Origin of the sequence: Streptomyces sp. CA-146814, from assembly GCF_050942385.1 — a bacterium.
Classification (GTDB): Bacteria; Actinomycetota; Actinomycetes; order Streptomycetales; family Streptomycetaceae; genus Streptomyces.
Map to the genome: position 1 here is coordinate 4,510,362 of NZ_CP192068.1, position 25,380 is coordinate 4,535,741.

A 25,380-nucleotide genomic window follows, 5' to 3' on the forward strand; every position below is an offset into this window, starting at 1 on the left:
AAGGTACATCGTACTCAGTTTGGGGTACGGTGTACTCAATTCGCTTCCGGGTCGGTCGGAGGCCGGAGAGACAGGGGGTTGCGCCATGTCCGTTCCGTCGAAACCGGAGTTCGCGTCCGGGGTGTCCAGGTACGCCGTGCTCGCCGAAGGGGTCGTCAAGCGGTACCGGGCGCGGGGGAGGGGCGGGGCGGAGAAGCGGGCGCTCGACGGGTTCGACCTCGCCGTCCGGCCCGGTACCGTCCACGGCCTGCTCGGCCCGAACGGGGCCGGGAAGACCACCGCCGTACGCGTCCTCGCGACGCTCCTGCGGTACGACGCGGGCCGGGCCGAGGTCGCCGGGATCGACGTGGGGCGCGAGCCCCGCCGCGTACGGAGCAGGATCGGGCTCGCCGGTCAGTACGCCGCCGTCGACGAGGGCCTCACCGGGCGGCAGAACCTGGAGATGTTCGGGCGCCTCTTCCACCTGGGCAACCGCGGGGCCCGGCTCCGCGCCGGGGAGCTGCTGGACCGGTTCGGCCTGGTGGAGGCGGCCGACCGGAGCGCCACGGAGTACAGCGGCGGCATGCGGCGGCGGCTCGACCTCGCCTCCTCGATGATCCTCTCGCCCGACGTGCTCTTCCTGGACGAGCCGACGACCGGGCTCGACCCGCGCGGCCGGGGTGAGGTCTGGGACGCGGTACGGGCCCTGGTCGCGGACGGCACGACGGTGCTGCTCACCACGCAGTACCTGGACGAGGCCGACAAGCTCGCCTCGCACATCACCGTCATCGACCGTGGACGGGCCATCGCCGACGACACTCCGGACGCGCTGAAGAACCGCGTCGGCGGCGACCGCATCGAGGTCGTCGCCGCGGACGAGGGCGACCTGGCCGCCGTGGCGCGGGCCGTCGGTCGGGTGGCCGGGGGCGGGCTCGTCGTCACCGACGACGCCACCCGCCGGGTGCACGCCCAGGTCGCCGACCGGGTGGCCGCGCTGACCGAGGTGGCCCGCAGCCTCCAGGACGACGGGATCGCGGTGGAGGACATCGGGCTGCGCCGGCCGAGCCTGGACGACGTGTTCCTCCGGCTGACGGGCCACGGCGCGGGTGCCGACGGCCTGGCTGCCGACGACCCGGGGGCCGGCGACCCGGCTGCCGGCGACGCGCAGGCCGTACGAGAGGGGGCAGCGGCATGACCGTACGCACCGCGACCGACGCGCCCCGCGACCACGGCCTCGTCTACTGGGCGGTCACCGACTGCTGGAACATCACCCGCCGCACCCTCACCCACTACCAGCGCCAGCCCTCCGCCGTCGTCTGGCAGCTCGGCTTCCCGATCCTCTCCGTCCTGCTGTACGGGTACGTGTTCGGCAGCGCCATGAAGGTGCCCGGCGGCGGCGACTACCGCGAGTTCCTGATGCCCGGCATGTTCGCCATGACCATGGCCATGGGCTTCATGAACACCGCCGTCGCCGTCGTCACCGACGCCGGCAAGGGCGTCGTCGACCGCTTCCGCTCCATGCCGATGGCCCCGTCCGCCTTCGCCTCCGGGCGCGGTGCGGCCGACCTGGTGGTGGCGGGTGCCGAGTTGGCGATCCTGGCCGTCACCGCGCTGCTGATCGGCTGGCGTGCGGGCGGCGGGGTGCTGCCTGCCGTGGGCGCGTTCGGGCTGCTCCTGCTGCTGCGGTTCAGCCTGATCTGGGTGGGCGTCTGGCTGGGCCTGCTGGTTCCGACGCCCGAGGCCGCGGGCGGGCTGTACGCGGTCGCCTTCCCGCTCACGATGATCTCCAGCACCTTCGTCGCGCCGTCCCTGATGCCGGGCTGGCTGGGCACGGTCGCCGCCTGGAACCCGATCTCGTCGACCGCGACCGCCACCCGCGAACTGTTCGGCAATCCGGTGGCCGGCGGCTCCACCTGGGTGGAGGAGCACGCCCTGCTGATGGCCGTGGTGTGGCCGGTGGTGATCACGCTGGTCTTCCTGCCGCTGGCGGTACGGCGGTTCCGGCTGTTGAGTCGGTGAGCGCGGGAGGCCCGGAGCCGTGGCGGCCGGCCGGTCGGGCTGCTGTCAGCCGGGCCGCTGTCAGCCGGGCTGCTGTCAGTCGGGCTGCTGTCAGTCGGGCTGCTTCTCCATGTGGACGAGGACACGGTCGGAGATGCGGGCGAGGGTGTCCAGCTCCTCCTGGGTGAGCGCGTCGACGAACAGCCGCCGCACGTGGTCCACATGGACGGGCGCGGCCTCCTCGATCGCCGTGCGGCCGGCCGGGGTGGCGACCACGAGCGAGCCGCGTCCGTCGTCGGCGCACTCCTCCTTCGCCACCAGTCCGCGTTTGGTCATCCGTCCGACCTGGTGGGACATGCGGCTCTTCTCCCACTCCAGCAGCTTGGCCAGGTCCGTGAGGCGCATCCGCCCGCCGGCCTCGGTGAGTTTGGCCAGGACGAGGTAGTCGGCGGCGGACATCCGGGAGTCGGCCTGGACCTGGCGGGAGAGCCGTCCGATGAGCTTCTCCTGCATGCGGATGAAGCTGTCCCAGGCGGCCTGCTGTTCCGGGGTCAGCCAGCGAGGCGGTGCGTCCATGGGGTGAAGCGTAGTTGCCATCAGGGATGGTTGACGTATCAACCACCAACTCCCTAGGGTGGGTGACACGTCAACTAAATGGCGTACGGCTCCAGAAGGGACACCCCCATGAGCACCGCGAGCACCGTCAGCACCCCGAACAAGGCCGGACTCGACGCGCTGCTGACGCCTGAGGAGAGCGTCCTGGTGCTGATCGACCACCAGCCGTTCCAGTTCGCCAACCTGAACAGCCATGAGCCGACGATGGTCGTCAACAACGTGGTCGGACTCGCCAAGGCGGCCAAGGCCTTCGGCGTCCCGACCATCCTGACGACGGTCTTGGAGGAGCGCGGTGGCCTGCTCATCCAGGGCATCCAGGACGTGTTCCCGGAGCAGAAGCCGATCGACCGGACCTTCATCAACACCTGGCAGGACCAGCGCGTCGTCGACGCCGTCAAGGCGACCGGGCGGAAGAAGCTGATCCTCGCCGGGCTCTGGACGGAGATCTGCCTGGCCATGCCCGCCATCCAGGCGGCCGGCGAGGGCTTCGACGTCTACGCCGTCACCGACGCGTCGGGGGGTGTGTCGGCCGAGGCCCACGACATGGCGGTACGGCGCATGGTCCAGGCGGGCGTCGTCCCGATCACCTGGATGGCCGTGCTGGGCGAGTGGCAGCGCGACTGGGCCCGCGAGGAGACCGTGCAGGCCGCCGCGGAGGTCCAGGCCCAGCACGGCGGCGCCTCCGGGGTGGCCTTCGCCTGGGAGATGCAGCTCCTCTCCACCGGGCGGTCCACAAGCGCCGCCTGACCCGGGCGGGTACGACGAGGGACGAGGACGCACCACCCGGACCGGGCCGGTGCGCACGGACGGAAAGAAGAGGTCAGGACACATGGCAGTCGCAGTGAAGGACGTTCCCGAGGCCAAGCGGTACGAGGCGCGGATCGAGGGGGAGTCCGAGGTCGCGGGCTTCGCGGACTATCTCCGTACGGCGGAACTCATCGCGTTCCTCCACACCGAGGTCTCGCCCCGGTACGAGGGCAAAGGCGTCGGGTCGGCCCTGGCCCGCACCGCCCTCGACGAGGCGCGCGCGGCGCAGCTGAGGGTGCTGCCCACCTGCCCGTTCTTCGCCGGGTGGATCGCCCGGCACCCCGAGTACCAGGACCTGCTCTACCAGTCCCGCAGCAGGGTCAGTGACTGAACGGAGGCCCGGAATGAGCGAGGGGACGGACAGGCGGTCGTACGAAGGGCGGTCGATCACCGTGACCTTCGAGGCCGGACGCTGCCGGCACGCCGCCGAGTGCGTCCGCGGTCTGCCGGAGGTGTTCGACACCGGTCGGCGTCCGTGGATCCGGCCCGACGGGGCCGACGCCGATCGCGTGGCGGAGGTGGTGCGGCGCTGCCCCTCGGGCGCGCTGCGGTACGAGCGTACGGACGGCGGGGAGGAAGCCCGGCCCCCTTCCGCATGAGGGCGGCGGGGAGGGCCCCGGCCCGTCAGAACCATCGAGGAGAGATGAGGAGAGCGGAGAGATGACTGTGACCCAAGACCCCGAGGCGGACCGGGCCCGGCGCAACACCGGGATCGTGCTCACCGCCATGCGGGAGCTCTTCGGCGAGAAGGACCTCACGGCGCTCGACCGGTACTGGGCCGAGCCCTACGTCCAGCACAGTCCCGGGATGCCCGGCGGGCTGGACGCGCTGCGCGCCGCGGTCCCGGATCTGCGGGGCTTCCGGTGGGAGCCGCAGCGGATCGCGGCACAGGGTGACCTCGTCTTCACCCACAGCGTCGTGCACGGCTGGGCGCCGGGCCCCGTCGCCATCGTCGACATCTTCCGGCTGGAGAACGGCCGCATCGTCGAGCACTGGGACGTCGTCCAGGACCTCGTCCCGCCGGAGGAGACGGTCAGCGGCGAACCGATGGTCTGACACCGGGGCCTGGGCCGGTGCCGGGTCCGGGGCCGGCTCCGGTGCCGGGGAGGCGCCGCCTAAAGTGTCGGCCATGACCGCCTCCGGCCCGTCGGCCGACTTCCAGCGCACCACCCGGGATTCGTACGACGCCATCGCCCCCGCCTACGCCGAGTTCTCGCGCGGCGAGCTGGCGGCCAAGCCGCTGGAGCGCGGCGTGCTGGCCACCTTCGCGGAACTCGCGGCGGCGGGCGGTGGCGGCCTGCCCGTGGCCGACGTCGGCTGCGGGACCGGCCGGGTCACCGCGCACCTGAGCGAACTCGGTCTGGGATTCGACGTGTTCGGGATCGACCTCTCGCCGCAGATGCTCGCGGTCGCCCGGCAGGACCACCCCGGGCTGCGGTTCGAGGAGGGCTCCATGCTCGGCCTCGGCCTCCCGGACGGGTCGCTCGGCGGCCTGCTCGCCTGGTACTCGACCATCCACGTCCCGGACGAGGAACTCCCGCGCGCCTTCGCCGAGTTCCACCGCGTACTGGCGCCGGGCGCCCCCGTACAGCTCGGTTTCCAGGTGGGCGACGAGCCGCTGCGGATGACGGAGGCGCTGGGCGAGGAGGTCTCGCTCGTCTTCCACCGGCGGCAGCCCGAGCGGGTGGCCGCGCTGCTGCGGGCGGCAGGGCTGGAGGTGCGGGCCGTGGTGCGGAAGGAGCGGGAGACGGAGGGGCCGTTCCCGGAGCGGACGCCGCAGGGGTTCGTGCTCGCGCGGCGGCCGCGGGAGGTCTGACCGGCCTGTTCCGGCCGGTCCCGGGCCTGAGGGCCTGCGCCAGGCCCGCCGGGCCGGGCCGCCGGGCCGCCGGGCCGGGCCGCCGGGCCTCCGTGCCGGCCCGGCCCTCCGCCGCAGGCCCAGTCCTCCGCCGCAGGCCCGGCCGTCCGCCGCAGGCCGGCCCGGCACGCCCCTCGCCTCCGGCGGGAGGCGTCGCACCACTGGCTCTCCCGAGATGCGGAGCGCCCCACAGTGACCAGACTGGTCACCATGGCAGAACAACGTTCAGGGCGCGCCGCACGCTCCTCGACGGGGACCCGTAAGAAGGCCCCGTCCAGGAAAGGGCCTGAGCACGCCGCCCGCGCCGCCTGTCAGAGCCTGGAAGCGCTGATCAGCCACCCGGCCGAGGGCGTCTCCGCGATCCGGCGCTCCGACGACGGCTGGGCCGTCGTCGTGGACGTTCTCGAAGTGCCCCGCATCCCGGACACGACCAGTCTCCTCGCCTCGTACGAGGTGCAGCTCGACAGGTCCTGCGAACTCCTGGAGTACACCCGGGTCCGCCGCTATCGGCGCGGTGCCGCCGACGAGTGACCCCGTCCACTCCGCACGACAGCTGGAAGGACCCCCATGACGACCACGACCTACGTCGACGGAGCCGCCCCCTGCCCGCCCCGCGCCGGCACGCTCTACGACGTGCTGGAGCTCATCCTCGACCGGGGCATGGTGATCGACGTCTTTGTGCGGGTCTCCCTGGTCGGCATCGAGATCCTGAAGATCGACGCACGCATAGTCGTGGCGAGCGTGGACACCTACCTCCGCTTCGCGGAGGCGTGCAACCGCCTCGACCTCGAACGTGACTCCGGCAGCACCACCGTCCCCGAGCTGCTGGGCGGCTCCGCGGCCCGGTCCATCGGCAAGCGGAAGGTGCGCAAGGCGGCGGAGTCGGTCGGCGACACCGTACGCAAGGCGGTCGGGGCCGACGACTCCCACGACGAGGACGACGACGCGTACGACGACTACGACGAGGCGGAGGCCGAGGAGAAGCCCGCGCGCCCGAAGAAGCGGCGCGCCCCCGTCAGCAGCGGTGGCGGCTCCGCGAGCCGTCGCCGCCGAGCGGAGGTCTGAGATGCGCGCCGAGGGACCGGGAGCCGCCGAAGGACCGGGGCTGTACGTGTACGCGGTCGTCCGGGCCGGAACGCCAGTGCCCCGGAAGTCCGGGGGCGTGGGCAGCCCGCCCGCCCCGCTGCGGACCGTCGGCGCGGGCCCGGTGGCCGCGGTGGTCAGTGCCGCCCCCGCCCAGTTGCGCGCCCGGCGCCGCGACCTGCTGGCCCACCAGGATCTCCTGACGCGGCTGGCGGCGAGCGGGCCCGTGCTGCCGATGCGCTTCGGCATGGTCGCGCCGGACGAGGACGCCCTGCGCGCCCAGCTGGCCGCGGCGGAGGCGGGCCACCTCGCCTCCCTGGACCGGGTCGCCGGGCACATCGAGATGAACCTCAAGGCGCTGCCCGCCCACGACTCCCTCGCCGCGCTGGTGGCCGGGGACGCGACCGTACGGCGGCTGCGCGACGCGACCCGCAGGCGCCCCGGCTACGAGGCCAATGTGCGCCTGGGCGAAGCCGTCGCCTCCGCCCTGGCGCGCCGGGCGGGCGAGGCGGGCCGGCGTGCGCTGCGCGAGCTGGCACCGATGGCCCGCGCGACCGCCGGAGGCCCCGAGGTCCCCGGGTGCGCGCTCAACGTGTGCTTCCTCGTGGCGCAGGCCGACAGCGACCGGTTCCGCGCGACCGCCGAGCGGTTCGCCGCGGCCCACGGCGACCACGTCGACCTCCGCCTCGCGGGCCCGCTGCCCTGCTACAGCTTCGTCGAGGCCGTCGCGCCCGGGGCACCGGCCCCGCCCGCGGCCGTGGGTGGTGGCTGAAGCCATGGGCCTGATCTCCGGACTGCTGCTGCTCCCCCTCGCACCCGCCCGGGGCGTGGTGTGGGTCGCGGAGAGGCTCCAGGACGCCGCCGAGCGCGAGCTGTACGACCCCGGGGTGATCCGCGCGCAGCTCGCGGCCCTCAACCACGAGCTCGACGAGGGGCACATCGGGCTGGAGGAGTTCGAAGCGGAAGAGGAGAGGCTGCTCGACCGGCTGTACGCCGCGCAGACCGGCCGGACACCGACGACAGAAGGTGACAGGCATGGATGACCAGGCGAAGGTGGCGCTGGCCGCCGCCGTGGTGGGCGGATACGTACTGGGCCGGACGAAGAAGGGCCGGCTGGCCCTGAGCGTCGCGACCTATCTGGCCGGGCGCCGGTTCGGACTCGAACCCCGTCAGCTCGCCGCCGAAGGCATGCGCCGGCTCGGCGAAGTCCCGCAAGTGGCCGAACTGCAGCAGCAGTTGCGGGGCGAGGTCCTCGAAGCGGGCCGCCAGGCGGTGACAGCCGCCGCCAACCGCTCCATGACCAACCTGGCGGACGCCATCGGCGACCGGACGGCCCGCCTCACCGCGGCGCCGGACGACGAGGCGGACGACGAGGTGGACGGCGAGGAGTACGAGGAGGAGCCGGAAGGCGCGTACGAGGAAGAGGACGAGGACGAGGAGTACGACGAGGAGCCGGACGAGGAGTACGACGAGGAGCCGGAGGAGGACGAGGAGGAGCCGGAAGAGGACGAGGAGCCCGCGGAGGACGAGGAGTTCGAAGAGGAGGAGGAAGAAGAAGAGGCGGCCCCGCCGCCTCCGTCCCGGGCGAAGAAGTCACCCGCCAGGAAGGCGGCCCCAGCCAAGAAGTCGGCAGCGAAGAAGTCCGCCCCGGCGAAGAAGGCACCGGCCAAGAAGTCCGCACCCGCGAAGAAGTCGGCAGCGAAGAAGGCCGCCCCGGCCAAGAAGTCGGCAGCCAAGAAGTCGGCGTCCGGCACCTCGGCGGCCAAGAAGCCCGCCGCCAAGAAGGCCCCCGCCAAGAAATCCGCCGCGAAGAAGTCCGCTCCTCCGAAGAAGGCGGCAGCGAAGAAGTCTGCCGCGAAGAAGGCAGCGACATCGAAGCGGTCAGCATCCAAGCGCGCCGACCGCCGGAGGTAGTCAGCCATGGCAACGACGGACAAGGACGCATCCGAGGCTCCGGCGGAGTCGGGCGTCGATCGCATCAAAGAGGAACTGTCGAAGTTCGCCAGTGCCCAGGTCCAGCAGCTCGCCGACAAGGCGGGCGGCAAACTCAAGGACCTGACCGGCCAGTTGACCGACAGCGCCGAGAACGGCGGCTCGCTGCCCTCCATCGCCTCGCGCGTGCTCCAGGGTGAATCCCCCACCAAGGCCTTCGTGTCGGAGAAGGCCAAGGGAGCCAAGGACGCGGTGGTGGACAAGGCGAAGGGCCTCTTCGGCGGTGGTGGCGACGACGGCGGCGGCGGAAAGGGCAACCGCAAGGCCGGCGGCGGAAAGTTCATGAACATCATCGAGGTGATGGACGTCGGCGTACCGCTGCGCACCGCGTACGACGCGTGGACGCAGTACGACGAGTTCAGCGGCTTCATGAAGGGCGTCCAGAGCGTCTCGAAGGGCGAGGACGAGGAGACCGACTGGAAGGTCAAGGTCGGCCCCTCCACCCGCAGCTTCAAGGCCACGGTGCAGGAACAGGTCCCCGACGACCGGATCGTCTGGACGTCCGAGGGCGCCAAGGGCAGCACGCGCGGCGCCATCAGCTTCCACGAACTGGCCCCGAACCTGACGCGGATCGTGCTGGTCGTGGAGTACTACCCGTCCGGGTTCTTCGAGAAGACGGGCAACCTCTGGCGCGCCCAAGGCCGCCGCGTACGGCTGGACTTCAAGCACTTCCACCGGTACGTGACCCTCACCGAGGAGGAGCCCGAGGGGTGGCGCGGCGAGATCCGCGACGGCGAGGTCGTGGTCACGCACGAGGAGGCCGTCGAACGCGAGGAGGCGGAGGAAGCCGAGGAGTCCGAGGAGGACGGCGAGGAGTACGAGGACGAGGAAGAGCCCGGAGAGGACGAGGAAGAAGAGGACGAGGAACCGGAAGACGAAGAAGAGGACGAGGACGAGGAAGAGGAGGAAGAGGAGGAAGAGGAAGGAGACGGGGACGAGGAAGAAGACGAAGAAGCCGAAGACGCCGAAGACGAAGAAGAAGACGAGGAACCCGAGGAGCCGCCCGCTCCCAAGCGCGCGAGCCCCAAGCGTGCGAGCCGCAGGCGCCGGTCGGAGGCCGCGCGGTGACCGACCTCGACTTCCGCCAGGCAGGACAGCCGGCCAACGGCCCGCACACCACCAACCTCGCCGACATCCTCGAACGCGTCCTGGACAAGGGCATCGTCATCGCCGGGGACATCAAGATCGACCTCCTCGACATCGAGCTGCTCACCATCCGCCTCCGCCTCTTCGTGGCCTCCGTCGACACCGCGAAGAAGGCGGGCATCGACTGGTGGGAGACCGATCCGGCCCTCAGCTCCCGGGCCAGGCGCAACGCGCTGGAGGACGAGAACCGTGAGCTGAGGGAACGCCTCCGGGCCCTTGAACCGGCCACGGACGCCACGGACGAGGACGGCGCCCCGGACCCGTACCGGAGCAGGGACAAGGACAGGGACAGGGACAAGGACAGCGACAGCGACGAGGGCAAGGAGGCCGGCCGGCGATGACGCACCCGCACCCCACCCCCCGGGAACGGGACCAGGCGCCGGGCGCCGGTGTCACGTACGTGTTCGCTGTCTGCCGGGGTACCCGTGCCGTGAACACGGCGGACGTCACCGGGCTCGCCGGTCTGCCCGGAGGCGCGGCGGTCCGGCTGCTGCCGTCCGGGCCGCTGACCGCCGTCGTCCAGACCGTTCCGGCCGCCGACTTCACGGACGAGGTCTGGCAGGCGCGGCTCTCCGACCGGCAGGAGATCGAGCGGTACGCACGGGCGCACCACGAGGTCGTGTCCGCCGCGGCCGTCCACGGGCCCGCCGTCCCGCTGCCGCTCGCCACGCTCTACCACGACGACGACCGGGCCCGCCGCGCGCTCGACGACGAGGCGCACCGTTTCCACAGCGTGTTGAAACGGATCGCGCACCACGCCGAGTGGGGCGTGAAGGTGTACGGACCGGTGGCCGTCGCGGAGGAGCGGGAGCCCGTGCCTGCGGGAGGGGCCCCGGCTGCCGGTGCCGGGCTCGCCTATCTGAACCGGAAACGTGGGCTCCACGAGCGCCGCGAGCGCCGCCGCGAACAGGCCCTGTCCGTCGCGGAGACGGTGGACGCGGAACTCCGTGACCTGGCGGCCGCGTCGCGCCGGCTCCGTACGCACGGTGCCGTACCGGGCGGCGACGGCCGGGTGCACGTACTCAACGCGACCTACCTCGTGGCCGAGGAGCGGGCCGGCGAACTGGCTGAACACGTACGGAGGCTGGGTGAGCGGACCGGGGCGCGGATCGAGCTGACCGGGCCCTGGGTGCCGTACTCCTTCGTCGGGGAGGGGTGAGGAGCGGTGGCGGAGCGCGAAGTGGTGCCGTGGGACGATCCCGAGCCGCTGAGCGGGCCCATCGGGGTGCCGCTGGTGGACCTGCTGGACCGGGTGCTGGCGACCGGGGTCGTCGTCAGCGGGGACCTGGTGATCGCCATCGCCGACGTACCTCTTGTACGGGTGTCGCTGCACGCCCTGCTGTCGTCGGTCAGCGAGCGGGTTCCGGCGCCCTGGGCCGACGGCGGCCCGCTGTGACGGGCCCGAGCGGGGAATCAGCGGGCCGGGGCTCGGGTTCACGGGTCGATCTGGACTCCGAGCAGATGGGGCGGGACCTGGTGGCCCTGGTCCTGACCGTGGTGGAGCTGCTGCGGCAGCTGATGGAGCGCCAGGCGATCCGCCGCGTCGAACAGGGCGACCTCAGCGATGAGCAGGTCGAGGAGATCGGGACCACGCTCATGCTGCTCGACCAGCGGATGAAGGAGCTCTGCGACCAGCACGGGGTGCGGCCGGAGGACCTCAATCTGGACCTCGGCCCGCTCGGGACCCTGCTGCCCCGCGACTGAGGTCCGGTACCCCGAATGGCGGATGGCCGCAGGCGGGCGGAGAGTGGATGAGGGGGCCCGCGCGGGTGGGAGGAGCACCCGTGGCAACCACTCTCTGTGAGGCGGAGCGACATGGTCGACATCGAACCTGGGAGCGGAAACTCGGCGACGAGCGGCGGAAGCGAAGGAAACGGCGTACGCGGCAGGACCACCATCGCCGACGGCGTCGTGGCCACCATCGCGGGCATCGCGATCCGTGAGACCGACGGTGTGCATTCCGTGGGCAAGGGCGCCTCGAAGGCGCTGGGCGCCGTGACGGGCCGGGTCTCCGGATCGTCGAGCAGCGGACGGACCGTGAAGGTCGAGGTGGGCGAGAAGGAGACGGCGATCGACGTCGACGTCGAGGTGGAGTACGGCGTTCCGATCCATGAGCTGGCCGACCGGATCCGTACTCACGTCATCGACGCCGTGGAGACGATGACCGGACTGAAGGTCGTCGAGATCAACATCAACGTCTTCGACGTGCACATCCCGGACGACGACGATGAGGACGAGGACGGTTCGGGCGGCGGCGGCTCCGGAGGCTCTCGCGTGCGGTGAGCCCGGCCCCGGGAAGCGGCGGGCTCACTGCGTGCCCGGGTAGCGGCGCCCTTCCCACGCGGTGCCCGTCGTCTCCAGGTCCGTCTCCCGGATCCCGTCCTCAGCGTTTCGGGCGGCCCGCCCGCACGATCTCGTCGACGTCCAGGGAGAGTTCGGCGCCGATGGAGGAGGGCAGCGGGGCCTCCTGGCCGGGCGCGTACACCTCGTGGCGGTCGTAGCCGCCGGGCAGCGGTTCGGTCAGGACGTGGACCCGGTCGTGCTTGCGGTCGACGATCACGTATACCGGGATATTGGCCTGGGCGTAGGCGGTGACCTTGTGGTGGAGGTCGGTCCGGTGGTTCTCGGAGGTGACCTCCAGTACCAAGCGGAAGCAGGCGGGGTCATAGCAGTGGTTCTCGATCAGGTGCCCGTCGAAGTCGGCGTCGACGATCGCCAAGTCGGGGATCACGTAGTCCTCGGGGCCGCTGGGGAGCCAGAGGCCGATCCCCTGGAGGACATCGGTGTCGCCGTCGCCGAGGCCTGCGGCGAGGAGGGGGCGCATGACCGTGGTCAGTGCGTTCGCATGGTGGCCGTCCCGCAGCGGCGCCACGGTGATCATGCCGTCGATGATCTCGACGCGGTGCCCCGGGAGCCGTTCCATGGTCCTGTTCGCCGCCTCGATCAGCGGTTTCGACTCATGGCCGCACGGGTGGTCGACTGCTGTCGCGGGCATCGCGGGCCTCCTGCGAAGGGCTTGGTGCCGGAGACGGCCCGGCACCCACGTGGGTGCCGGGCCGTCTCCGTACAGCCGTGGAAGAAGCGAAGAGCTACAGCTTCTCGATCACGTAGTCGATGCACGCCGTCAGCGCCTGCACGTCCGCCGGGTCGATCGCCGGGAACATCGCCACGCGCAGCTGGTTGCGGCCCAGCTTGCGGTACGGCTCGGTGTCCACGATGCCGTTGGCGCGCAGCACCTTGGCGACCGCCGCCGCGTCGATCTCGTCCGCGAAGTCGATCGTGCCGATGACCTGCGAGCGCTTCGCCGGGTCCGTGACGAACGGGGTCGCGTACTTGGACTCGTCGGCCCAGCCGTAGAGGTGGCCGGAGGACGCGGCCGTGCGGCCCGTCGTGAAGTCCAGGCCGCCCTGGGTGTTCATCCACTTCAGCTGCTCGTTCAGCAGGAAGAGCGTGGACAGCGCCGGGGTGTTGTACGTCTGGTTCTTCAGGGAGTTGTCGATCGCCGTCGGCAGCGAGAAGAACTCCGGGATGTGCCGGCCCGAGGCGTGGATCCGGGCGGCGCGCTCCAGGGCGGCCGGCGAGAACACGCCGATCCACAGGCCGCCGTCGGAGGCGAAGGACTTCTGCGGGGCGAAGTAGTAGACGTCGGACTCGGTGATGTCGACCGGGAGGCCGCCCGCGCCCGAGGTGGCGTCCACCAGGACGAGCGCGCCCTCGTCGGCGCCCGCGACGCGCTTGACGGGCGCCGCGACACCGGTGGAGGTCTCGTTGTGGGTGAAGGCGTAGACGTCCACGCCCGCCTCGGCCCGCGGGTCCGGGTGGGTGCCCGGGTCGGCGGCGATGACGGTGGGGTCGGACAGCCAGGGCGCGAGCTTCGCGGCCTTGGCGAACTTGGAGGAGAACTCACCGAAGTTCAGGTGCTGGGACTTCGTCTCGATCAGACCGTGCGTCGCGATGTCCCAGAAGGCGGTGGAGCCGCCGTTGCCGAGGATGACCTCGTAACCCTCGGGGAGGGAGAAGAGCGCGCGCACACCGTCGCGTACCTCGCCGACCAGGTTCTTGACCGGGGCCTGGCGGTGGGACGTACCGAGGAGGGAGGTGCCGGTGGCGGCCAGCGCGTCGAGCGCCTCCGTCCGCACCTTGGAAGGACCGGCGCCGAAGCGCCCGTCGGCGGGCTTGATGTCAGCGGGAATCTGGATGTCGGCCACGAGTCGGAGCGTAGTCCCTCGGTGGCACGGCGCCGTAACCGTGTCCGTCCGATGAGACGTGTGCTCCGACCCGTGGACCCCCGTGACGGGGAACCGCTACGCGTCGTGGCCGAACGGGCAGCCCAGCTTCACCGGCAGCTCGTACAGGTCGTTCTGCGTCACGATCGGCTTGTTGCGCAGCTCGGCGGCCGGGACCGCCAACTCCAGCTCCGGGAAGCGCTCGTAGAGGGCCGGGAGCGCGATGCCCGCCTCCAGGCGGGAGAGGGCCGCGCCGGGGCAGACGTGCGGGCCGTGGCCGAAGGCGATGTGGCGGTTCGGGGTGCGGGCGGCGTCGAACTCGCCTGCCGTCGGGCCGTACTGCTCCTCGTCCCGGCCCAGCGCGCCGAACGAGATGAGCAGACCCTCGCCCTTCGGGAGGATCTTGTCGCCGACCTCGATGTCCTCCGTGGCGAAGCGGATCAGGACGTGCGAGGTCGGGGTGTTCCAGCGCAGCGTCTCCTCGATCACGCCGTCCCAGCCGATCTCGCCGTTGAGGACCTGCTTGCGCTGCTCCGGGTGGGTCTGGAGCGCCTCGACCACGTTGACGATCAGGCTGATGGTGGTCTCGTGTCCGGCGGCGATGATCAGCTGCAGCGTGTTGACGATCTCCTCGTCGGTGAGGTGGTCGCCGTTCTCCGAGGCCGCGATCAGCGCGCTGGTGAGGTCGTCGCCGGGGTTCGCCCGCTTGTCGTTGACGATCTTCGTGAAGAGCGCGCCCAGGTCCGCCATCATCTGCGGGACCTCCTCCGGCGGCGTCTGCGTCGAGAAGAACTTCTCGAACAGCTCCTTCAGCCGCGGGTGGTCCGCCGCGTCCACGCCCATCAGCTCGCTGATCACGTTCATCGGGAGCGGGTAGGCGAACTCGGCCTTCAGGTCGACCGGTTCCCCGGCCGGGTGGGCCGCCAGCTTCTCCAGGCTCGCGTTCGTCAGCGCCTCGATCCCGGCCCGCAGCCGCTCCACCCTGCGTACGGTGAGCGCCTGCGCCACCAGCGTACGGAGACGGCGGTGGTCGGCCCCGTCGACCGTCAGCATCGAGCGGCCCGGGTTGGCCAGGCCGATCAGCGGCCAGTCCATCGGTATCTCGCCGCGCTGCCAGGCGCCCCACACGTTGATGTCCTTGACCACCCGGCTGTCGGTGAGCAGCGCGCGGGCCTCCGCGTGGCGGGTGACCGCGTACACGTGTACACCGCCCGGCAGCTCCACCTCCGCCAGCGGGCCGGCGGCCCGCAGCGCGGCGCTCTCGCCGTCGAGGTCTCTGACGAAGGGGTCGAGCGCGATGCGGGTCATACGGGGCCTCCGAGGCTCGCGGGTCTGCCCAGAGCGGGCGTGGGCGTGTAGAGCACCGGCAGGTCGGTGAGGCCGCGCAGCCACGGCGACGGGCGGCGGGTGAGCTGCTCGGCGGGGACGGCGAGGTCCACGTCCGGCAGCCGGTCGAGCAGGACCTCGATGCCGGTACGGGCGATGACCTCGGCGGTCTCCTGGGCCGGGAACGGGCAGCGGTGCTCGCCGTGGCCGAAGGAGAGGAACGCGTTGTTGCCGCCGGTCAGCGCCGAGCCGTCGGTCCGCACCTGCGGGTCGCCGTTGGCGGCGGCGAGGCCGAGCAGCAGCAGGTCTCCGGCGCGGATGTGGCGGCCGCCGAGGTGGGTGTCGCGGGTGGCCCAGCGGCCCGCCACGTTCTGCGTCGGGGTGTCCTCCCAGAGGACCTCGTTCATGGCCTCCGCGACGCTGTGCCGGCCGCCGGAGAGCGAGGCGGCGAACCGGTCGTCGGTGAGCATCAGGCGCAGCGAGTTGCCCATCCAGTCGGCGGTGGGCTGGTGGCCCGCCGCCATCATCACCATGAGGTCCTGGGCGACCTCCTCGTCGGTGAAGCCGCCCGCGTCCGCGATCATGCGGCTGGCCACGTCGTCACCGGGCTCGGCGTGCTTGTCGGCCAGCAGCTGGAACATCGAGGTGGCCAGGTGCTGCTGTCCGGCCAGCGCCCGCTCCCGGCCGTCGATCATGTCGTTGATCGCGCCGACCAGCGGATACGCCTCCTCGTCGGAGAAGCCGTAGATCCGGGCCAGGACCAGGGCGGGGAGCAGCTTGGCGTACTCCGCGATGATGTCGACCGCGCCCTTGGTGCAGAACCGGTCGATCAGCTCGTCCGCGAACTCCTCCGCGTACCGCTTCAGGGAGAACGGGTCGACGCCCTCCAGCGCGTTGCTGATCATCATCGCGCGGACGCTGTGCCGCTCGCCGACCGTGTAGAGGATCGAGGGCTGCTTGCGGCCGATCATCGGCAGCAGCGGCCAGTCGTCCGGGATGCGGTCCCACTGGTTCCACAGGTCGGAGTCCCGGCTGAAGAGGACCGGGTCGCCGGTGACCTGGTGCAGCTCGCGGTAGCCGAGGACGAGCCAGGCGGGCACGTCGCCGTCGAGCACGACCGGGGCGACGGCGCCGTGGTCGCGCCGCATGTCCCGGTAGAGCTGGACGGGGTCGCTCTGGAAGCGGGGCCCGGACAGGGGTACGGACCCGTGGGTGACGGGGCAGCCGGAGGTGGTGCCGGGGGTCGTGGTCACGGGGCGGGCTCCGGGGTCGGGGCGGCCGCCGCCAGCGCCGCGGCGTCGGCGGCCGCTTCGGGTACGGCCGCCTCGGCGGCGCTCAGGCGGGCGGCGGAGAGCGCGGCGAGGTGCTCGACGAGCGTGATGAGCACGTACTTGCTGGAGGACCGGTCCCGGGCGTCGCACTCCACCAGCGGCACGTCCTCCGAGAGGTCCAGCGCCTCGCGGATCTGCTGCTCGCTGTGGAGCGGGCCGCCGAAGTCGTTGCACGCCACGATGAACGGCGTGCCGTGGTGCTCCAGGCGGTCGATGGCGTACCAGGAGTCGGCGAGCCGGCGGGTGTCCACCAGGACGACCGCGCCGAGCGTGCCGGAGAACAGCCGGTCCCACAGGAACCAGAACCGCTCCTGTCCGGGCGCGCCGAAGAGGTACAGCACCGAGCGTGCGTCGAGCGTGATGCGGCCGAAGTCGAACGCCACGGTGGTGGACGTCTTGGCCTGTACGCCGTCGAGGTGGTCGACGGCCTCGCCCGCGCGGGTCATCGTCTCCTCCGTGTTGAGCGGACGGATCTCGCTCACGGATCGGACCATGGTGGTCTTGCCGACGCCGAAGCCGCCGACGACAACGATCTTCAGTCCGTTGTCGGTCGTCTCGCTCAGGGTGGCGCGGTCAGAGGTTGCGGAGTCCAACGAGCACCTGTTCCAGGATGTCGGGGTCGGGGAGCCGGTCCGCGACACGGGCGGTACGGGGGTGGCGGGCGCTGATCCGGCCGGTGTCCAGCAGGTCGCACAGCATGATGCGGACGATGCTGACCGGCAGGTTCAGGGTCGCGGAGATCTCGACGACGGCGGTCGGGCCCTGGCACATCCGCAGGATCGCGACGTGCTCCGACTGCATGCCGGGGGCCGGGTCGCACTCGGCGACGACGAGGGTCACCAGGTCGAAGGCGGCCGAGTCGGAGCGGCTGCGTCCCCCGGTGAGGGTGTACAGCCGGTCCGGGCCGTCGTCACGGCCCGGGCGCGGGCGGGGTGCCGTCGTCATACGGCCGAGCTCTCTGCCACGGGTGTGCGCGGCGGGGCGACGAGGTGTTCGCCGAGCTGTTCGACGAGCTCGCTCATGTTGTGGCCGACCAGGCCCACGTCGGAGTCCTCGTCGGCGACGACGGCCAGGTGGGCGCCGGCTCCCGCCTCGACGATGAACAGCACACCGCCGTAGAACTCGGCCATCGCGGAGCGTACGCCGCCGGTGCCGTCACCGAACTCGATGGACGCGCCGTGCGAGAGGCTCTGGATCCCGGCGGAGATCGCGGCCAGCTGGTCGGCCTGGTCGACCGAGAGCTCGGGGGTGCGGCACAGCTTGAGGCCGTCGCGGGAGAGGACGAGGGCGTGGCGGGTGCCGGGGGTGCGGTCGAGCAGCCCCTCCAGCAGCCAGTTGAGCTTCTCGTCGGTGGTCGCGGTCATCGGGTGTTGCCTTCCGGGTGCGGGGAGTTGGCACGTACGGCCCGGCTGAAAGTGCCGAAGCGCGCTGCCTGGACCTTCGGGTCGGTGGTACGGGCCCGGGGGGTGTCGGCTCCGCCGGGGGTGGCGTGGCCGGTACGGGCTTCGGCGGCGGCCAGCGTGCGGCCGCGGCGGCGCTTGGGCAGGCCGCTGTCGCCGAACGAGGGGACGGTGCCGGTGGATTCGGACTCCGACTCCGCGGGCGCCGGCTCCTGGGCCGGAGCCGGCTCGGTCCCGCCGTCGGCGGTGGACCGGGCCGTGGGCGCGGCGTCGGAGGTGTCCGCGCCTTCGGCCGAGGCGTGCGAGGGCTCCGGCTCGGCCGCGGTGGTGGTGGCCTCGGGGAGGGCGGAGGCGGGGCCGGGGGCCGGTGCGGTGGAGCGGGAGATGAGGTCCTGCGGGAGCATCATCAGCGCGCCGGTGCCGCCGCGGGCGGAGGGCCGGAAGGAGACGGTCAGGCCGTGCTTACGGGCCAGCCGGCCGACGACGGCGAGACCGAGCCGGGTGCCGGAGAGGTTGGTGAGGTCCTGGTGGTCGGCGGAGACGGCCCGCTCCGCGCGGCGCAGCTGCACCTCGCTCATGACCAGGCCGCTGTCCTCGACGGTGATGACGATGCCCGCCGGGACCTCCTCCACGTAGACGTGGACCTCGGCGGTGGGCGGCGAGAAGTTGGCCGCGTTGTCGAGGAGTTCGGCGAGCGCGTGCATGACGCCCTCGGCCGCGTGGCCGGCGATCGCGATATCGCTGGTGGAGTGGAGGCGGACGCGCTGGTAGGAGCCGATGCGGCCCATCGCGCCGCGCAGGATCGACTCCATGACGATCGGCTTGGCCCAGCGGCGGCCGGACCGCGCGCCGGTCAGTACGGCGATGGAGTCGGCGAGCCGGCCCGCCTGGGCGGTGCGGTGGTCCAGGTAGAGCAGGTCGCCGAGCACGGACTCGTCGGTGTGCCGGTGCTCCATCTCCCGTAGGTCGGCCAGCATGCTGGTGGACAGGGCCTGCATCCGGCCGGCCGCGTTGGCGCAGGCCGCGACGGCGGCGGACCGCTCGGTCTCGGCGCGCGTGGCGCGGGCGGTGAGCCGGTCGACGGTGACGGAGAGCCGGGACCGCTCGGCGGCGGCCTCCGCGGCGATCCGCTCGTTCTCGGCGCGGGCCTCGGCCGCGACCCGGGCGCTCTCGGCGGAGGCGGCGGCCTTGATCCTGGCCGTCTCCGCGGTGAAGCGCTGGGCCTCGGCGGCGGAGGCGGAGACCAGGCGCGAGGTCTCGGAGGTGAACCGCTGGGTGTCGGCGGCCCGCAGGGAGCGCAGCGTGCGCGCGGCCCCCAGGGTGTGGACGGTGACGGCCACGCAGACGCTCAGCAGCACGGCGGCCGCGCCCGCGCCCCAGGCCAGCGGGGTCCGTACCGCATCGGGGGCCGCGGCCACGGCCCACAGGGTCAGCGTGCCGGTGGCGACTGCCGAGATCAGCAGGGCGAGTGCGGTGGGCCTGAATGAGGGGCGCAATCGGAGTCCTCGGTGGCGGACGGTGCGGACGAGGCGAAACTGCGCCGGTCGAATCCGGACAGTTCACCACGGGTGCGGGCGATCATGCACAACTGGAGCTGCTAATTCCTGCTCAAGTCTTGGTCACTATAGGAGACTTGACGGTCTGTTTGGGAAGATCTTGTGGCCTTTTTTGAGCGGCTTGCGGGATTATGTCCGCCCACATCCCAAGAGTTCATCTGTACCGACGGCATCCTGAAGCCATGGCCGAACAGCACCGCCCGACCGCCGAGGCCCCCGACGGGTTCGCCGCCGCGCTCCGCTCCGCCGTACGCGGCGAGAGCGATTTCGGCCCGGCGGCCAGGGCCCTGACGACGATGGACGCCTCCAACTACCGCCGCGTCCCGCTCGGCGTCCTCGCCCCGCGCGACGCCGAGGACATCGCGGCGGCGCTGACGGTCTGCCAGGAGTACGGCGTACCGGTGGTGGCGCGCGGCGGCGGGACGTCCATCGCCGGCCAGGCCACCGGAACCGGCCTCGTCCTGGACCTCACCCGCCACCTGCGCTCGATCGTCGCCCTGGATCCGGAGGTGCGCACCGCCACCGTCCAGCCCGGCGTGATCCTGGACGACCTGCGCGCGGCCGCCGCCCCGCACGGCCTGACCTTCGGCCCCGACCCGTCCACGCACAGCCGCTGCACGCTCGGCGGCATGATCGGCAACAACTCCTGCGGCGCGCATTCGGTCGCCTGGGGCACGACGGCGGACAACGTGCGGGGACTGGAGGTGGTGCGGTACGGAGGCGAGGCGCTGCGGCTGGAGCAGGGGGCGCGCTTCGAGCCTTCCGGCGTACGGCAGGGGGCGGCTCACGGCCCCGAAGGCGTACGGTCGCGCCTGCCCGGCCCCCACGGTGTACGCGAACTCGTCGACGCCCACCTCGCGCTCCTCCGCACCGGCTACCCCGACCTCCCGCGCCGCATCTCCGGCTACGCGCTCGACGCCCTCCTCCCCGAACACCCCGGCGGCCCCGACCCCGTACGGGCGTTCTGCGGCAGCGAAGGCACGCTCGCCGTGGTCACCGAGGCGACCGTCCGCCTGGTCGAGGCCCCGCGTGCCCGGGCGCTGGCCGTCCTCGGGTACGCCGACGAACCGGCGGCGGCCGAAGCGGCCCCGGGCCTCCTCCCGTACCGCCCGCTCACCGTCGAGGGCATGGCCGCCGACCTCGTACGCGAACCGGCCGGGCTGCCGCGCGGGGCCGCCTGGCTCTTCGTCGAGACGGGCGGTGACACACCGGCCGAGGCGCGGGCGCACGCCGAGCGCATCCTGCGGGCGGCCGACGCGGTGGACTCCACGGTGATCACCGACCCGGCCGGGCAGCGGGCCCTGTGGCGCATCCGGGAGGACGCCGCCGGCACCGCGACCCGGATGCCCGACGGCAGCGAGGCGTGGCCCGGCTGGGAGGACTGCGCGGTCCCGCCCGCCCGGCTCGGCGGCTACCTCCGGGACTTCCGGGCGCTGCTCGCCGAGCACGGCCTGCGCGGAACGCCGTACGGCCACTTCGGCGACGGCTGCATCCACGTACGCATCGACTTCGACCTGGTCAGCGAGGCGGGGGTGGCCCGCTTCCGCCGCTTCTCCGAGGAGCTGGCCGACCTGGTCGTCGCGCACGGCGGCTCGCTCAGCGGCGAACACGGCGACGGCCAGGCACGGGCGGAGCTGCTGCCACGGATGTACGGGGACGAACTCGTCGCCCTCTTCGGCGCGTTCAAGGACCTGTGGGACCCGGACGGCGGCCTGAACCCCGGCATCCTCGCCCGCCCGGCCCCGCTCGACGAGAACCTCCGCTTCGCCGTTCTGCCGGGGCCGGGGCGCCCGGTGGACGTGGCCTTCGGCTACCCGCAGGACGGCGGCGACTTCGCGGGCGCGGTCCGGCGGTGTGTCGGCGTCGCCAAGTGCCGTACGACACAGGCGCCGGGCGCGGGCGTGATGTGCCCGTCCTTCCGCGCGACCGGCGAGGAGGCGCACTCCACGCGCGGCCGGGCCCGGCTGCTGCACGAGATGCTCGCGGGCGAGGTGATCACGGACGGCTGGCGGAGCGAGGAGGTCCGGGACGCGCTCGACCTCTGCCTCTCCTGCAAGGGCTGCCGCAGCGACTGCCCGGTGGGTGTCGACATGGCCACGTACAAGGCGGAGTTCCTGCACCACCACTACCGAGGCCGCCTCCGCCCCGCCGCCCACTACGCCATGGGCCGCCTCCCGCGCTGGCTGCGTTTGGCCGCGCCCTTCGCCCGCCCGCTCAACGCCCTGGTCCGCGTACGCCTGTTGGCCGCGCTCACGAAACGGCTGGCGGGGATCGCGCCCGAGCGGACGATCCCGGTGTTGGCGACGGAGACGTACAGCCGGTGGCTAAGGGGCCGCCAGGGCAAGGGGACGCGGACCGTCTCGTCCGACCAGGTGGTGCGGCTCTGGGCGGACACCTTCACGGAGTACCTGTCGCCGCAGTTGGGCCGGGCGGCGGTCCGGGTGCTGGAGGAGGCCACAGGCCGTACGGTGCTGCCGCCGCCGAGCGGGGTGTGCTGCGGCCTCACGTACGTCTCCACCGGCCAACTGGACGCGGCACGCCGGGTGATGCGCCGCACCCTGGACCGGCTCGACCCGCTCCCGGGCCACCCGCTCGTCGTCCTCGAACCGAGCTGCGCCGCCACCCTCCGTACCGACCTGCCCGAACTCCTCCCGGACGACCCGCGCGCCGCCGAACTGGCCGCCTCCGTAAGGACGTTCGCGCAGTACCTGGAGGAGTACGCCCCCGACTGGACCCCACCCCGCCTGGACCGCCCGGCCGTCGGCCAGACCCACTGCCACCAGCACGCGGTCCTCGGCGACGCGGCGGAGCGGCGGCTGCGCGAGCGGATGGGGCTGACGGGCGAACTGAGCGGCGGGTGCTGCGGCCTGGCCGGGAACTTCGGCTTCGAGAAGGGCCACTGGGAGGTGTCCGTTGCGTGTGCGGAGGAGCAACTTCTGCCTGCGGTACGGGGAGCGGAGCCGGGTGCGGAGCTGCTGGCGGACGGGTTCTCCTGCCGTACGCAACTGGACCAGCTGGCCGGGCGGAGGGCGCGCCACCTGGCGGAGGTGATCGCGGAGGGGCTGGAGGACGGCCGCTCCTGAAATGCGTTTCCCACCCCTGCGGGCGCTTGTACGGTGGCGCGCGTGAAGACTCAGGTGATCGTGCTCAACGGTGGTTCCAGCTCCGGCAAGTCGGGGATCGTCCGGTGTCTGCAGGCCGTACTGCCGGACCCCTGGCTCGCGTTGGGGACCGACACGATGGTCGACGCGATGCCCGCCTCCCTCCAGGCCTCGGACACCGGGATCGCGTTCGGCCCGGACGGCGGGGTGAGCATCGGGCCGGAGTTCCGGGAGCTGGAGGACGCGTGGACCGAGGGGGTCGCCGCGATGGCCCGCGCGGGGGCCCGGATCATCGTCGACGAGGTGTTCCTCAGTGGGGCGGCGGGCCGGCGACGGTGGCAGGAACGGCTGGGCGGGCTGGGAGTGTTGTGGGTCGGCGTCCGGTGTGAGAGCGAGGTCGCGGCGGGCCGGGAGATCGCCCGCGGCGACCGGGTCGTGGGAATGGCCGCGGCGCAGGCGGAGCTCGTCCACCGGGGCGTGGTCTACGACGTGGAGGTCGACACCACCCGTACCGAATCACTGGTCTGCGCGCGGACGATCGCCGGGCATGTGAGGTGAGCGGCGGGGTGCGGAGGGCCGGACGCTAGCATCGACGGGTTTGCAGTGGTCGTCGCGGTTCGCAAGGGGGAACGTCGTGGAAGACGGTGGCAAGCGGCGGCGGCGGAGGAGGTGGGTGGCCCTCGGCGCGGTGCTGGCCGGGGCGGTGCTCATATCCGGCATCGGGCTCTGGGCGACGGACAGCGGGCCGTTCAAGGACCGCTACTGCTGGGGTGCTTGGGAGCAGGACAGCGGGCCGCGGTTCCTCGGTGACTACGTGCTCCGCGACTCCGGCACCGAGCGGACATCCGCCGAATCGGGCGCTCCCGGCTCCGGCGGGAAGACGGCGACCTGCACGGTCTCGGTGGCGACCTCGGGTTCCGGCGGTTCCGACGACTCCGTCGGCCGGTCCGACGATTCCTCCGCCGGGTCCGGTGGTTCGTCCGCCCAGCCGACCGGCTTCCACGACCGGCTGACGCTCACCTACGGACCCGTGCCCGAGGCCCCGGAGAAGCGGCGCGCGTGGATCGACCGCTACTTCAGCGGCTCGGCCTCGCCGCTGCCGAGCGGGCTCGACGGGCTCGTCTCGACCGACCGGGCGATGCTGATCCTGCCCGAGGCGTGCGATGCGGCCGGCCGGCCGTCGGCGGTGACGTTGTGGGGCGAGAGCTGGGGCGACGGCCCCCAGGGCAGGTACGCGATGCCGCTGACGATCGCCTCCCTGCCGGATGTCTCCACGATGCTGCTGGACGCGGCGGACGCGGGGATGCGGAAGGCGGGCTGCGCGCCGGAGGAGCCGCTGCGGATCACGGAGCCGATGGCCCGGCTGGCGGAGGACGGCACGTCGGCCGAGACCCCCGTCTGCCGGATCCCCGGGGTGACGTTCACCCTGGACGAGGAGCTGCGGTACGAACAGCGGGTGGGCGTGGTCGGCGACCGGCTCCAGATCTGTTCGGTGGTCCTGCGGGAGCTCGGCAGCCAGGACGAACCGGCGGCCCAGTTCGTGATGGCCGGCTCACCTCGTACGGCGGCGGTCTTCGCCGGACTTCCCGAGGGCGCCGGGCAGGGGGTCGTACGGACCACCTGCGACGGCCGGAACACCGTGTTCTACGCCCACATCGGGGCGGGACTCGGGGACGGCGGCGGGGAGAAGGACCGGCGGGTGTTCGAGCGCTTCACCGACGCCGTGGGCAAGCGCGTGGGGTGCGAGCCCGCAGTGGGCACCGAGGAGGCGGCACGATGACGGACGACACCACCTCGGCCGGAGGCACGGCGCCCCGGCCCCCGCTGCTGAAGCGGCTGGTACGGAGCCGGGTGGCCCGGGCCGTCACTGCGGCCGGGCTCGTCGGCGTACTGCTCGGCGCCGGCACGGTCGCCTGGCGGACGGAGACCCTCCCGCTGCTCTCCCCCGACCCGTGCTGGAACACCTTCGACGACGCCCTGACCGAGCGGGTGTTCGGCGACCGCGAGACCGTCGCGGAGACCCAGCGGCTGCGGACCGACCCGAACAGCAGGACCGCCGTGTACGGGCAGTGCCGGATCACCAGCTACAAGGACGAGGAGCGGGCACGGGCGGCGAAACAGCTCACCGTGCAGGTCCGCCGGGCGGCCGGTTACGGCAGGCAGGACGTGTGGCCCGCCGAGTTCCTGGGGGCGGACATGGTTCCGCTCGGCTCGGGGCTGCCCGGCATGGTCTCGCCGGTCCGGGCCTGGCTGACGCTGCCGGAGAGCTGCACCGGGCCGGTGGGCATCCTGTCCGCCCCGGCCGTGGTGGACCTCGCCTCGGGCGACCTGGCCCACAGCGGTCTCGTCGCGGAGAACGACCGCAGGAACCGCGCCGCCCTCGCCGAAGCGGTGGTGGCGGTGACCAACGGCGTCCTGCGGGAGCTGGGCTGCTCCGGCACGTACCCCGCTCCGGCCCCCGACAAGCTGGCCGGCCTCGTCGGCTGGCAGGACGCGGAGCCGGGCGCCTTCTGCGGGGTCGAGGGGCTCAGCGCGCCCGCCGCCTACAGCGACTCGCTGGGGCGCGTGCGCGTGGGTCCGGACGGCGGCGCCGCACGGAGCTGCGAGGCCGGTGGCCGCTACCCGCCGGGCAGCCTGCGGCTGACCACGGTCGTCGACCCCGCGCTGGCCCAGGTCTTCGCCGACGAGGCGGACTACGGCGGCACGCGGCTGGACCGTACGGAGGGCGGCCCCGAGGGGTTCGGCTCGATCGGCGTGACGCGCGGGGTGTACCTCGCGCAGTGCCAGACCGGCGAGGTGGCGTTCGTGGTGGAGCGGATGAAGGCGGTCAGCAGCGTGAAGGGGGAGGGGGCCAACCTGGTCCGCGCCCTGCTGCCGAAGTACGTGGAGGCCGAGGCCGAGCGCATCGGCTGCGGCCCGGTCCGGCTGACGCTGCCGAAGGTGCTGGAGTAGCTCGTAGCTCGTA

General features: G+C 72.5%; 31 protein-coding genes. 22 read left to right on the forward strand and 9 right to left on the reverse strand.

The features are described from left to right. Positions 1–85: 85 nt before the first annotated feature. Together ACQP09_RS20135 and ACQP09_RS20140 are read left to right on the forward strand one after the other, a co-directional pair. Complete coding sequence (locus ACQP09_RS20135; RefSeq protein WP_433401652.1) at positions 86–1,174, forward strand: ATP-binding cassette domain-containing protein; 1,089 nt, start codon at positions 86–88, stop codon at positions 1,172–1,174. Then, a complete protein-coding gene (locus ACQP09_RS20140; protein WP_433401653.1) occupies positions 1,171–1,998 on the forward strand; it encodes an ABC transporter permease in 828 nt (275 codons plus the stop codon). The genes ACQP09_RS20135 and ACQP09_RS20140 overlap by 4 nt, the downstream gene beginning before the upstream one ends. A gap of 90 nt (positions 1,999–2,088) precedes the next feature. On the opposite strand, the gene ACQP09_RS20145 is transcribed toward ACQP09_RS20140, so the two are convergent. After that, a complete protein-coding gene (locus ACQP09_RS20145) occupies positions 2,089–2,553 on the reverse strand; it encodes a MarR family winged helix-turn-helix transcriptional regulator (protein WP_433401655.1) in 465 nt (154 codons plus the stop codon). Positions 2,554–2,661: 108 nt separating this feature from the next. Here ACQP09_RS20145 and ACQP09_RS20150 point away from each other — a divergent pair, with 108 nt between their 5' ends. The 16 genes from ACQP09_RS20150 to ACQP09_RS20225 all read left to right on the forward strand — a co-directional run bounded on the left by ACQP09_RS20150 (position 2,662) and on the right by ACQP09_RS20225 (position 11,758). After that, positions 2,662–3,339 carry a hydrolase gene (locus ACQP09_RS20150; RefSeq protein ID WP_433401657.1) on the forward strand — a complete coding sequence of 226 codons (678 nt, stop codon included), beginning with the start codon at positions 2,662–2,664 and terminating at the stop codon, positions 3,337–3,339. An 82-nt stretch (positions 3,340–3,421) separates the two neighbouring features. Next, the gene (locus ACQP09_RS20155; protein ID WP_433401658.1) at positions 3,422–3,730 is read left to right on the forward strand and encodes a GNAT family N-acetyltransferase; all 309 of its coding nucleotides are present in this window, start codon (positions 3,422–3,424) and stop codon (positions 3,728–3,730) included. A gap of 13 nt (positions 3,731–3,743) precedes the next feature. Further along, positions 3,744–3,998 carry a (4Fe-4S)-binding protein gene (locus ACQP09_RS20160; RefSeq protein ID WP_433401660.1) on the forward strand — a complete coding sequence of 85 codons (255 nt, stop codon included), beginning with the start codon at positions 3,744–3,746 and terminating at the stop codon, positions 3,996–3,998. Between the two features lie 61 nt (positions 3,999–4,059). Next, on the forward strand, positions 4,060–4,455 hold the full coding sequence (locus ACQP09_RS20165; protein ID WP_433401661.1) for a nuclear transport factor 2 family protein: 396 nt from the start codon (positions 4,060–4,062) through the stop codon (positions 4,453–4,455). A gap of 73 nt (positions 4,456–4,528) precedes the next feature. Further along, positions 4,529–5,215 (forward strand): class I SAM-dependent methyltransferase, encoded by a 687-nt coding sequence (locus ACQP09_RS20170; RefSeq protein ID WP_433401662.1) that lies wholly within the window; start codon positions 4,529–4,531, stop codon positions 5,213–5,215. Between the two features lie 249 nt (positions 5,216–5,464). Beyond that, the gene (locus ACQP09_RS20175) at positions 5,465–5,785 is read left to right on the forward strand and encodes a gas vesicle protein (RefSeq protein WP_433401664.1); all 321 of its coding nucleotides are present in this window, start codon (positions 5,465–5,467) and stop codon (positions 5,783–5,785) included. Between the two features lie 36 nt (positions 5,786–5,821). Next, positions 5,822–6,319 carry a gas vesicle protein GvpJ gene (gvpJ, locus tag ACQP09_RS20180; protein ID WP_433401665.1) on the forward strand — a complete coding sequence of 166 codons (498 nt, stop codon included), beginning with the start codon at positions 5,822–5,824 and terminating at the stop codon, positions 6,317–6,319. 1 nt (position 6,320) lies between these two features. Then, entirely contained in the window at positions 6,321–7,109 is a 789-nt protein-coding gene (locus tag ACQP09_RS20185; RefSeq protein WP_433401667.1) for a GvpL/GvpF family gas vesicle protein, read from the forward strand. A 4-nt stretch (positions 7,110–7,113) separates the two neighbouring features. Further along, positions 7,114–7,380 (forward strand): gas vesicle protein GvpG, encoded by a 267-nt coding sequence (locus tag ACQP09_RS20190; RefSeq protein WP_030567135.1) that lies wholly within the window; start codon positions 7,114–7,116, stop codon positions 7,378–7,380. Further along, a complete protein-coding gene (locus ACQP09_RS20195) occupies positions 7,373–8,251 on the forward strand; it encodes a histone protein (RefSeq protein ID WP_433401669.1) in 879 nt (292 codons plus the stop codon). Before ACQP09_RS20190 ends, ACQP09_RS20195 begins: the two co-directional genes overlap by 8 nt. A gap of 6 nt (positions 8,252–8,257) precedes the next feature. Continuing rightward, positions 8,258–9,397, forward strand: coding sequence for an SRPBCC family protein (locus tag ACQP09_RS20200; protein ID WP_433401671.1), 1,140 nt, complete (start codon positions 8,258–8,260; stop codon positions 9,395–9,397). Continuing rightward, positions 9,394–9,816 (forward strand): gas vesicle protein, encoded by a 423-nt coding sequence (locus tag ACQP09_RS20205; RefSeq protein WP_433401673.1) that lies wholly within the window; start codon positions 9,394–9,396, stop codon positions 9,814–9,816. Before ACQP09_RS20200 ends, ACQP09_RS20205 begins: the two co-directional genes overlap by 4 nt. After that, positions 9,813–10,634: a GvpL/GvpF family gas vesicle protein gene (locus ACQP09_RS20210; RefSeq protein WP_433401675.1), complete on the forward strand. Its 822-nt coding sequence runs from the start codon at positions 9,813–9,815 to the stop codon at positions 10,632–10,634. The genes ACQP09_RS20205 and ACQP09_RS20210 overlap by 4 nt, the downstream gene beginning before the upstream one ends. Positions 10,635–10,640: 6 nt before the next feature. Beyond that, a complete protein-coding gene (locus ACQP09_RS20215; protein WP_356747856.1) occupies positions 10,641–10,871 on the forward strand; it encodes a gas vesicle protein in 231 nt (76 codons plus the stop codon). Beyond that, positions 10,868–11,179: a gas vesicle protein K gene (locus tag ACQP09_RS20220; protein ID WP_433401677.1), complete on the forward strand. Its 312-nt coding sequence runs from the start codon at positions 10,868–10,870 to the stop codon at positions 11,177–11,179. The genes ACQP09_RS20215 and ACQP09_RS20220 overlap by 4 nt, the downstream gene beginning before the upstream one ends. A gap of 111 nt (positions 11,180–11,290) precedes the next feature. Further along, positions 11,291–11,758 (forward strand): Asp23/Gls24 family envelope stress response protein, encoded by a 468-nt coding sequence (locus ACQP09_RS20225; RefSeq protein ID WP_433401679.1) that lies wholly within the window; start codon positions 11,291–11,293, stop codon positions 11,756–11,758. A 100-nt stretch (positions 11,759–11,858) separates the two neighbouring features. Here the strand turns inward: ACQP09_RS20225 and ACQP09_RS20230 are convergent, their stop codons facing one another. The 8 genes from ACQP09_RS20230 to ACQP09_RS20265 all read right to left on the reverse strand — a co-directional run bounded on the left by ACQP09_RS20230 (position 11,859) and on the right by ACQP09_RS20265 (position 19,254). After that, entirely contained in the window at positions 11,859–12,470 is a 612-nt protein-coding gene (locus tag ACQP09_RS20230) for a Uma2 family endonuclease (protein ID WP_433401680.1), read from the reverse strand. Between the two features lie 94 nt (positions 12,471–12,564). After that, the gene (gene serC / locus ACQP09_RS20235; RefSeq protein ID WP_433401681.1) at positions 12,565–13,683 is read right to left on the reverse strand and encodes a phosphoserine transaminase; all 1,119 of its coding nucleotides are present in this window, start codon (positions 13,681–13,683) and stop codon (positions 12,565–12,567) included. A 96-nt stretch (positions 13,684–13,779) separates the two neighbouring features. Further along, on the reverse strand, positions 13,780–15,009 hold the full coding sequence (locus tag ACQP09_RS20240) for a cytochrome P450 family protein (protein WP_433401683.1): 1,230 nt from the start codon (positions 15,007–15,009) through the stop codon (positions 13,780–13,782). Then, entirely contained in the window at positions 15,006–16,280 is a 1,275-nt protein-coding gene (locus ACQP09_RS20245; protein WP_433401685.1) for a cytochrome P450, read from the reverse strand. The genes ACQP09_RS20240 and ACQP09_RS20245 overlap by 4 nt, the downstream gene beginning before the upstream one ends. Further along, a complete protein-coding gene (locus ACQP09_RS20250) occupies positions 16,277–16,951 on the reverse strand; it encodes a GTP-binding protein (protein ID WP_433401686.1) in 675 nt (224 codons plus the stop codon). Before ACQP09_RS20250 ends, ACQP09_RS20245 begins: the two co-directional genes overlap by 4 nt. Continuing rightward, complete coding sequence (locus tag ACQP09_RS20255; protein WP_433401688.1) at positions 16,932–17,303, reverse strand: DUF742 domain-containing protein; 372 nt, start codon at positions 17,301–17,303, stop codon at positions 16,932–16,934. The genes ACQP09_RS20250 and ACQP09_RS20255 overlap by 20 nt, the downstream gene beginning before the upstream one ends. After that, positions 17,300–17,722: a roadblock/LC7 domain-containing protein gene (locus tag ACQP09_RS20260; RefSeq protein ID WP_053559945.1), complete on the reverse strand. Its 423-nt coding sequence runs from the start codon at positions 17,720–17,722 to the stop codon at positions 17,300–17,302. The genes ACQP09_RS20255 and ACQP09_RS20260 overlap by 4 nt, the downstream gene beginning before the upstream one ends. After that, positions 17,719–19,254 (reverse strand): ATP-binding protein, encoded by a 1,536-nt coding sequence (locus ACQP09_RS20265; RefSeq protein WP_433401690.1) that lies wholly within the window; start codon positions 19,252–19,254, stop codon positions 17,719–17,721. Before ACQP09_RS20265 ends, ACQP09_RS20260 begins: the two co-directional genes overlap by 4 nt. A 242-nt stretch (positions 19,255–19,496) precedes the next feature. On the opposite strand from ACQP09_RS20265, the gene ACQP09_RS20270 reads away from it, so the two are divergent. The 4 genes from ACQP09_RS20270 to ACQP09_RS20285 all read left to right on the forward strand — a co-directional run bounded on the left by ACQP09_RS20270 (position 19,497) and on the right by ACQP09_RS20285 (position 25,367). Further along, on the forward strand, positions 19,497–22,397 hold the full coding sequence (locus ACQP09_RS20270) for an FAD-binding and (Fe-S)-binding domain-containing protein (protein ID WP_433401691.1): 2,901 nt from the start codon (positions 19,497–19,499) through the stop codon (positions 22,395–22,397). A gap of 42 nt (positions 22,398–22,439) precedes the next feature. Beyond that, the gene (gene cpt, locus ACQP09_RS20275; RefSeq protein ID WP_433401693.1) at positions 22,440–22,973 is read left to right on the forward strand and encodes a chloramphenicol phosphotransferase CPT; all 534 of its coding nucleotides are present in this window, start codon (positions 22,440–22,442) and stop codon (positions 22,971–22,973) included. A gap of 76 nt (positions 22,974–23,049) precedes the next feature. Beyond that, complete coding sequence (locus ACQP09_RS20280) at positions 23,050–24,195, forward strand: hypothetical protein (RefSeq protein ID WP_433401695.1); 1,146 nt, start codon at positions 23,050–23,052, stop codon at positions 24,193–24,195. Then, positions 24,192–25,367 (forward strand): hypothetical protein, encoded by a 1,176-nt coding sequence (locus tag ACQP09_RS20285; RefSeq protein WP_433401696.1) that lies wholly within the window; start codon positions 24,192–24,194, stop codon positions 25,365–25,367. Before ACQP09_RS20280 ends, ACQP09_RS20285 begins: the two co-directional genes overlap by 4 nt. Positions 25,368–25,380: the final 13 nt, after the last annotated feature.

Excerpts from the sequence above, each read along its gene's own strand:
- ACQP09_RS20135 (WP_433401652.1), top strand. The coding sequence starts at position 86 with ATGTCCGTTCCGTCGAAACCGGAGTTCGCGTCCGGGGTGTCCAGGTAC.
- ACQP09_RS20140 (WP_433401653.1), top strand. The coding sequence starts at position 1,171 with ATGACCGTACGCACCGCGACCGACGCGCCCCGCGACCACGGCCTCGTC.
- ACQP09_RS20145 (WP_433401655.1), bottom strand. The coding sequence starts at position 2,553 with ATGGACGCACCGCCTCGCTGGCTGACCCCGGAACAGCAGGCCGCCTGG.
- ACQP09_RS20150 (WP_433401657.1), top strand. The coding sequence starts at position 2,662 with ATGAGCACCGCGAGCACCGTCAGCACCCCGAACAAGGCCGGACTCGAC.
- ACQP09_RS20155 (WP_433401658.1), top strand. The coding sequence starts at position 3,422 with ATGGCAGTCGCAGTGAAGGACGTTCCCGAGGCCAAGCGGTACGAGGCG.
- ACQP09_RS20160 (WP_433401660.1), top strand. The coding sequence starts at position 3,744 with ATGAGCGAGGGGACGGACAGGCGGTCGTACGAAGGGCGGTCGATCACC.
- ACQP09_RS20165 (WP_433401661.1), top strand. The coding sequence starts at position 4,060 with ATGACTGTGACCCAAGACCCCGAGGCGGACCGGGCCCGGCGCAACACC.
- ACQP09_RS20170 (WP_433401662.1), top strand. The coding sequence starts at position 4,529 with ATGACCGCCTCCGGCCCGTCGGCCGACTTCCAGCGCACCACCCGGGAT.
- ACQP09_RS20175 (WP_433401664.1), top strand. The coding sequence starts at position 5,465 with ATGGCAGAACAACGTTCAGGGCGCGCCGCACGCTCCTCGACGGGGACC.
- gvpJ (WP_433401665.1), top strand. The coding sequence starts at position 5,822 with ATGACGACCACGACCTACGTCGACGGAGCCGCCCCCTGCCCGCCCCGC.
- ACQP09_RS20185 (WP_433401667.1), top strand. The coding sequence starts at position 6,321 with ATGCGCGCCGAGGGACCGGGAGCCGCCGAAGGACCGGGGCTGTACGTG.
- ACQP09_RS20190 (WP_030567135.1), top strand. The coding sequence starts at position 7,114 with ATGGGCCTGATCTCCGGACTGCTGCTGCTCCCCCTCGCACCCGCCCGG.
- ACQP09_RS20195 (WP_433401669.1), top strand. The coding sequence starts at position 7,373 with ATGGATGACCAGGCGAAGGTGGCGCTGGCCGCCGCCGTGGTGGGCGGA.
- ACQP09_RS20200 (WP_433401671.1), top strand. The coding sequence starts at position 8,258 with ATGGCAACGACGGACAAGGACGCATCCGAGGCTCCGGCGGAGTCGGGC.
- ACQP09_RS20210 (WP_433401675.1), top strand. The coding sequence starts at position 9,813 with ATGACGCACCCGCACCCCACCCCCCGGGAACGGGACCAGGCGCCGGGC.
- ACQP09_RS20225 (WP_433401679.1), top strand. The coding sequence starts at position 11,291 with ATGGTCGACATCGAACCTGGGAGCGGAAACTCGGCGACGAGCGGCGGA.
- ACQP09_RS20230 (WP_433401680.1), bottom strand. The coding sequence starts at position 12,470 with ATGCCCGCGACAGCAGTCGACCACCCGTGCGGCCATGAGTCGAAACCG.
- ACQP09_RS20240 (WP_433401683.1), bottom strand. The coding sequence starts at position 15,009 with ATGACCCGCATCGCGCTCGACCCCTTCGTCAGAGACCTCGACGGCGAG.
- ACQP09_RS20255 (WP_433401688.1), bottom strand. The coding sequence starts at position 17,303 with ATGACGACGGCACCCCGCCCGCGCCCGGGCCGTGACGACGGCCCGGAC.
- ACQP09_RS20260 (WP_053559945.1), bottom strand. The coding sequence starts at position 17,722 with ATGACCGCGACCACCGACGAGAAGCTCAACTGGCTGCTGGAGGGGCTG.
- ACQP09_RS20270 (WP_433401691.1), top strand. The coding sequence starts at position 19,497 with ATGGCCGAACAGCACCGCCCGACCGCCGAGGCCCCCGACGGGTTCGCC.
- ACQP09_RS20285 (WP_433401696.1), top strand. The coding sequence starts at position 24,192 with ATGACGGACGACACCACCTCGGCCGGAGGCACGGCGCCCCGGCCCCCG.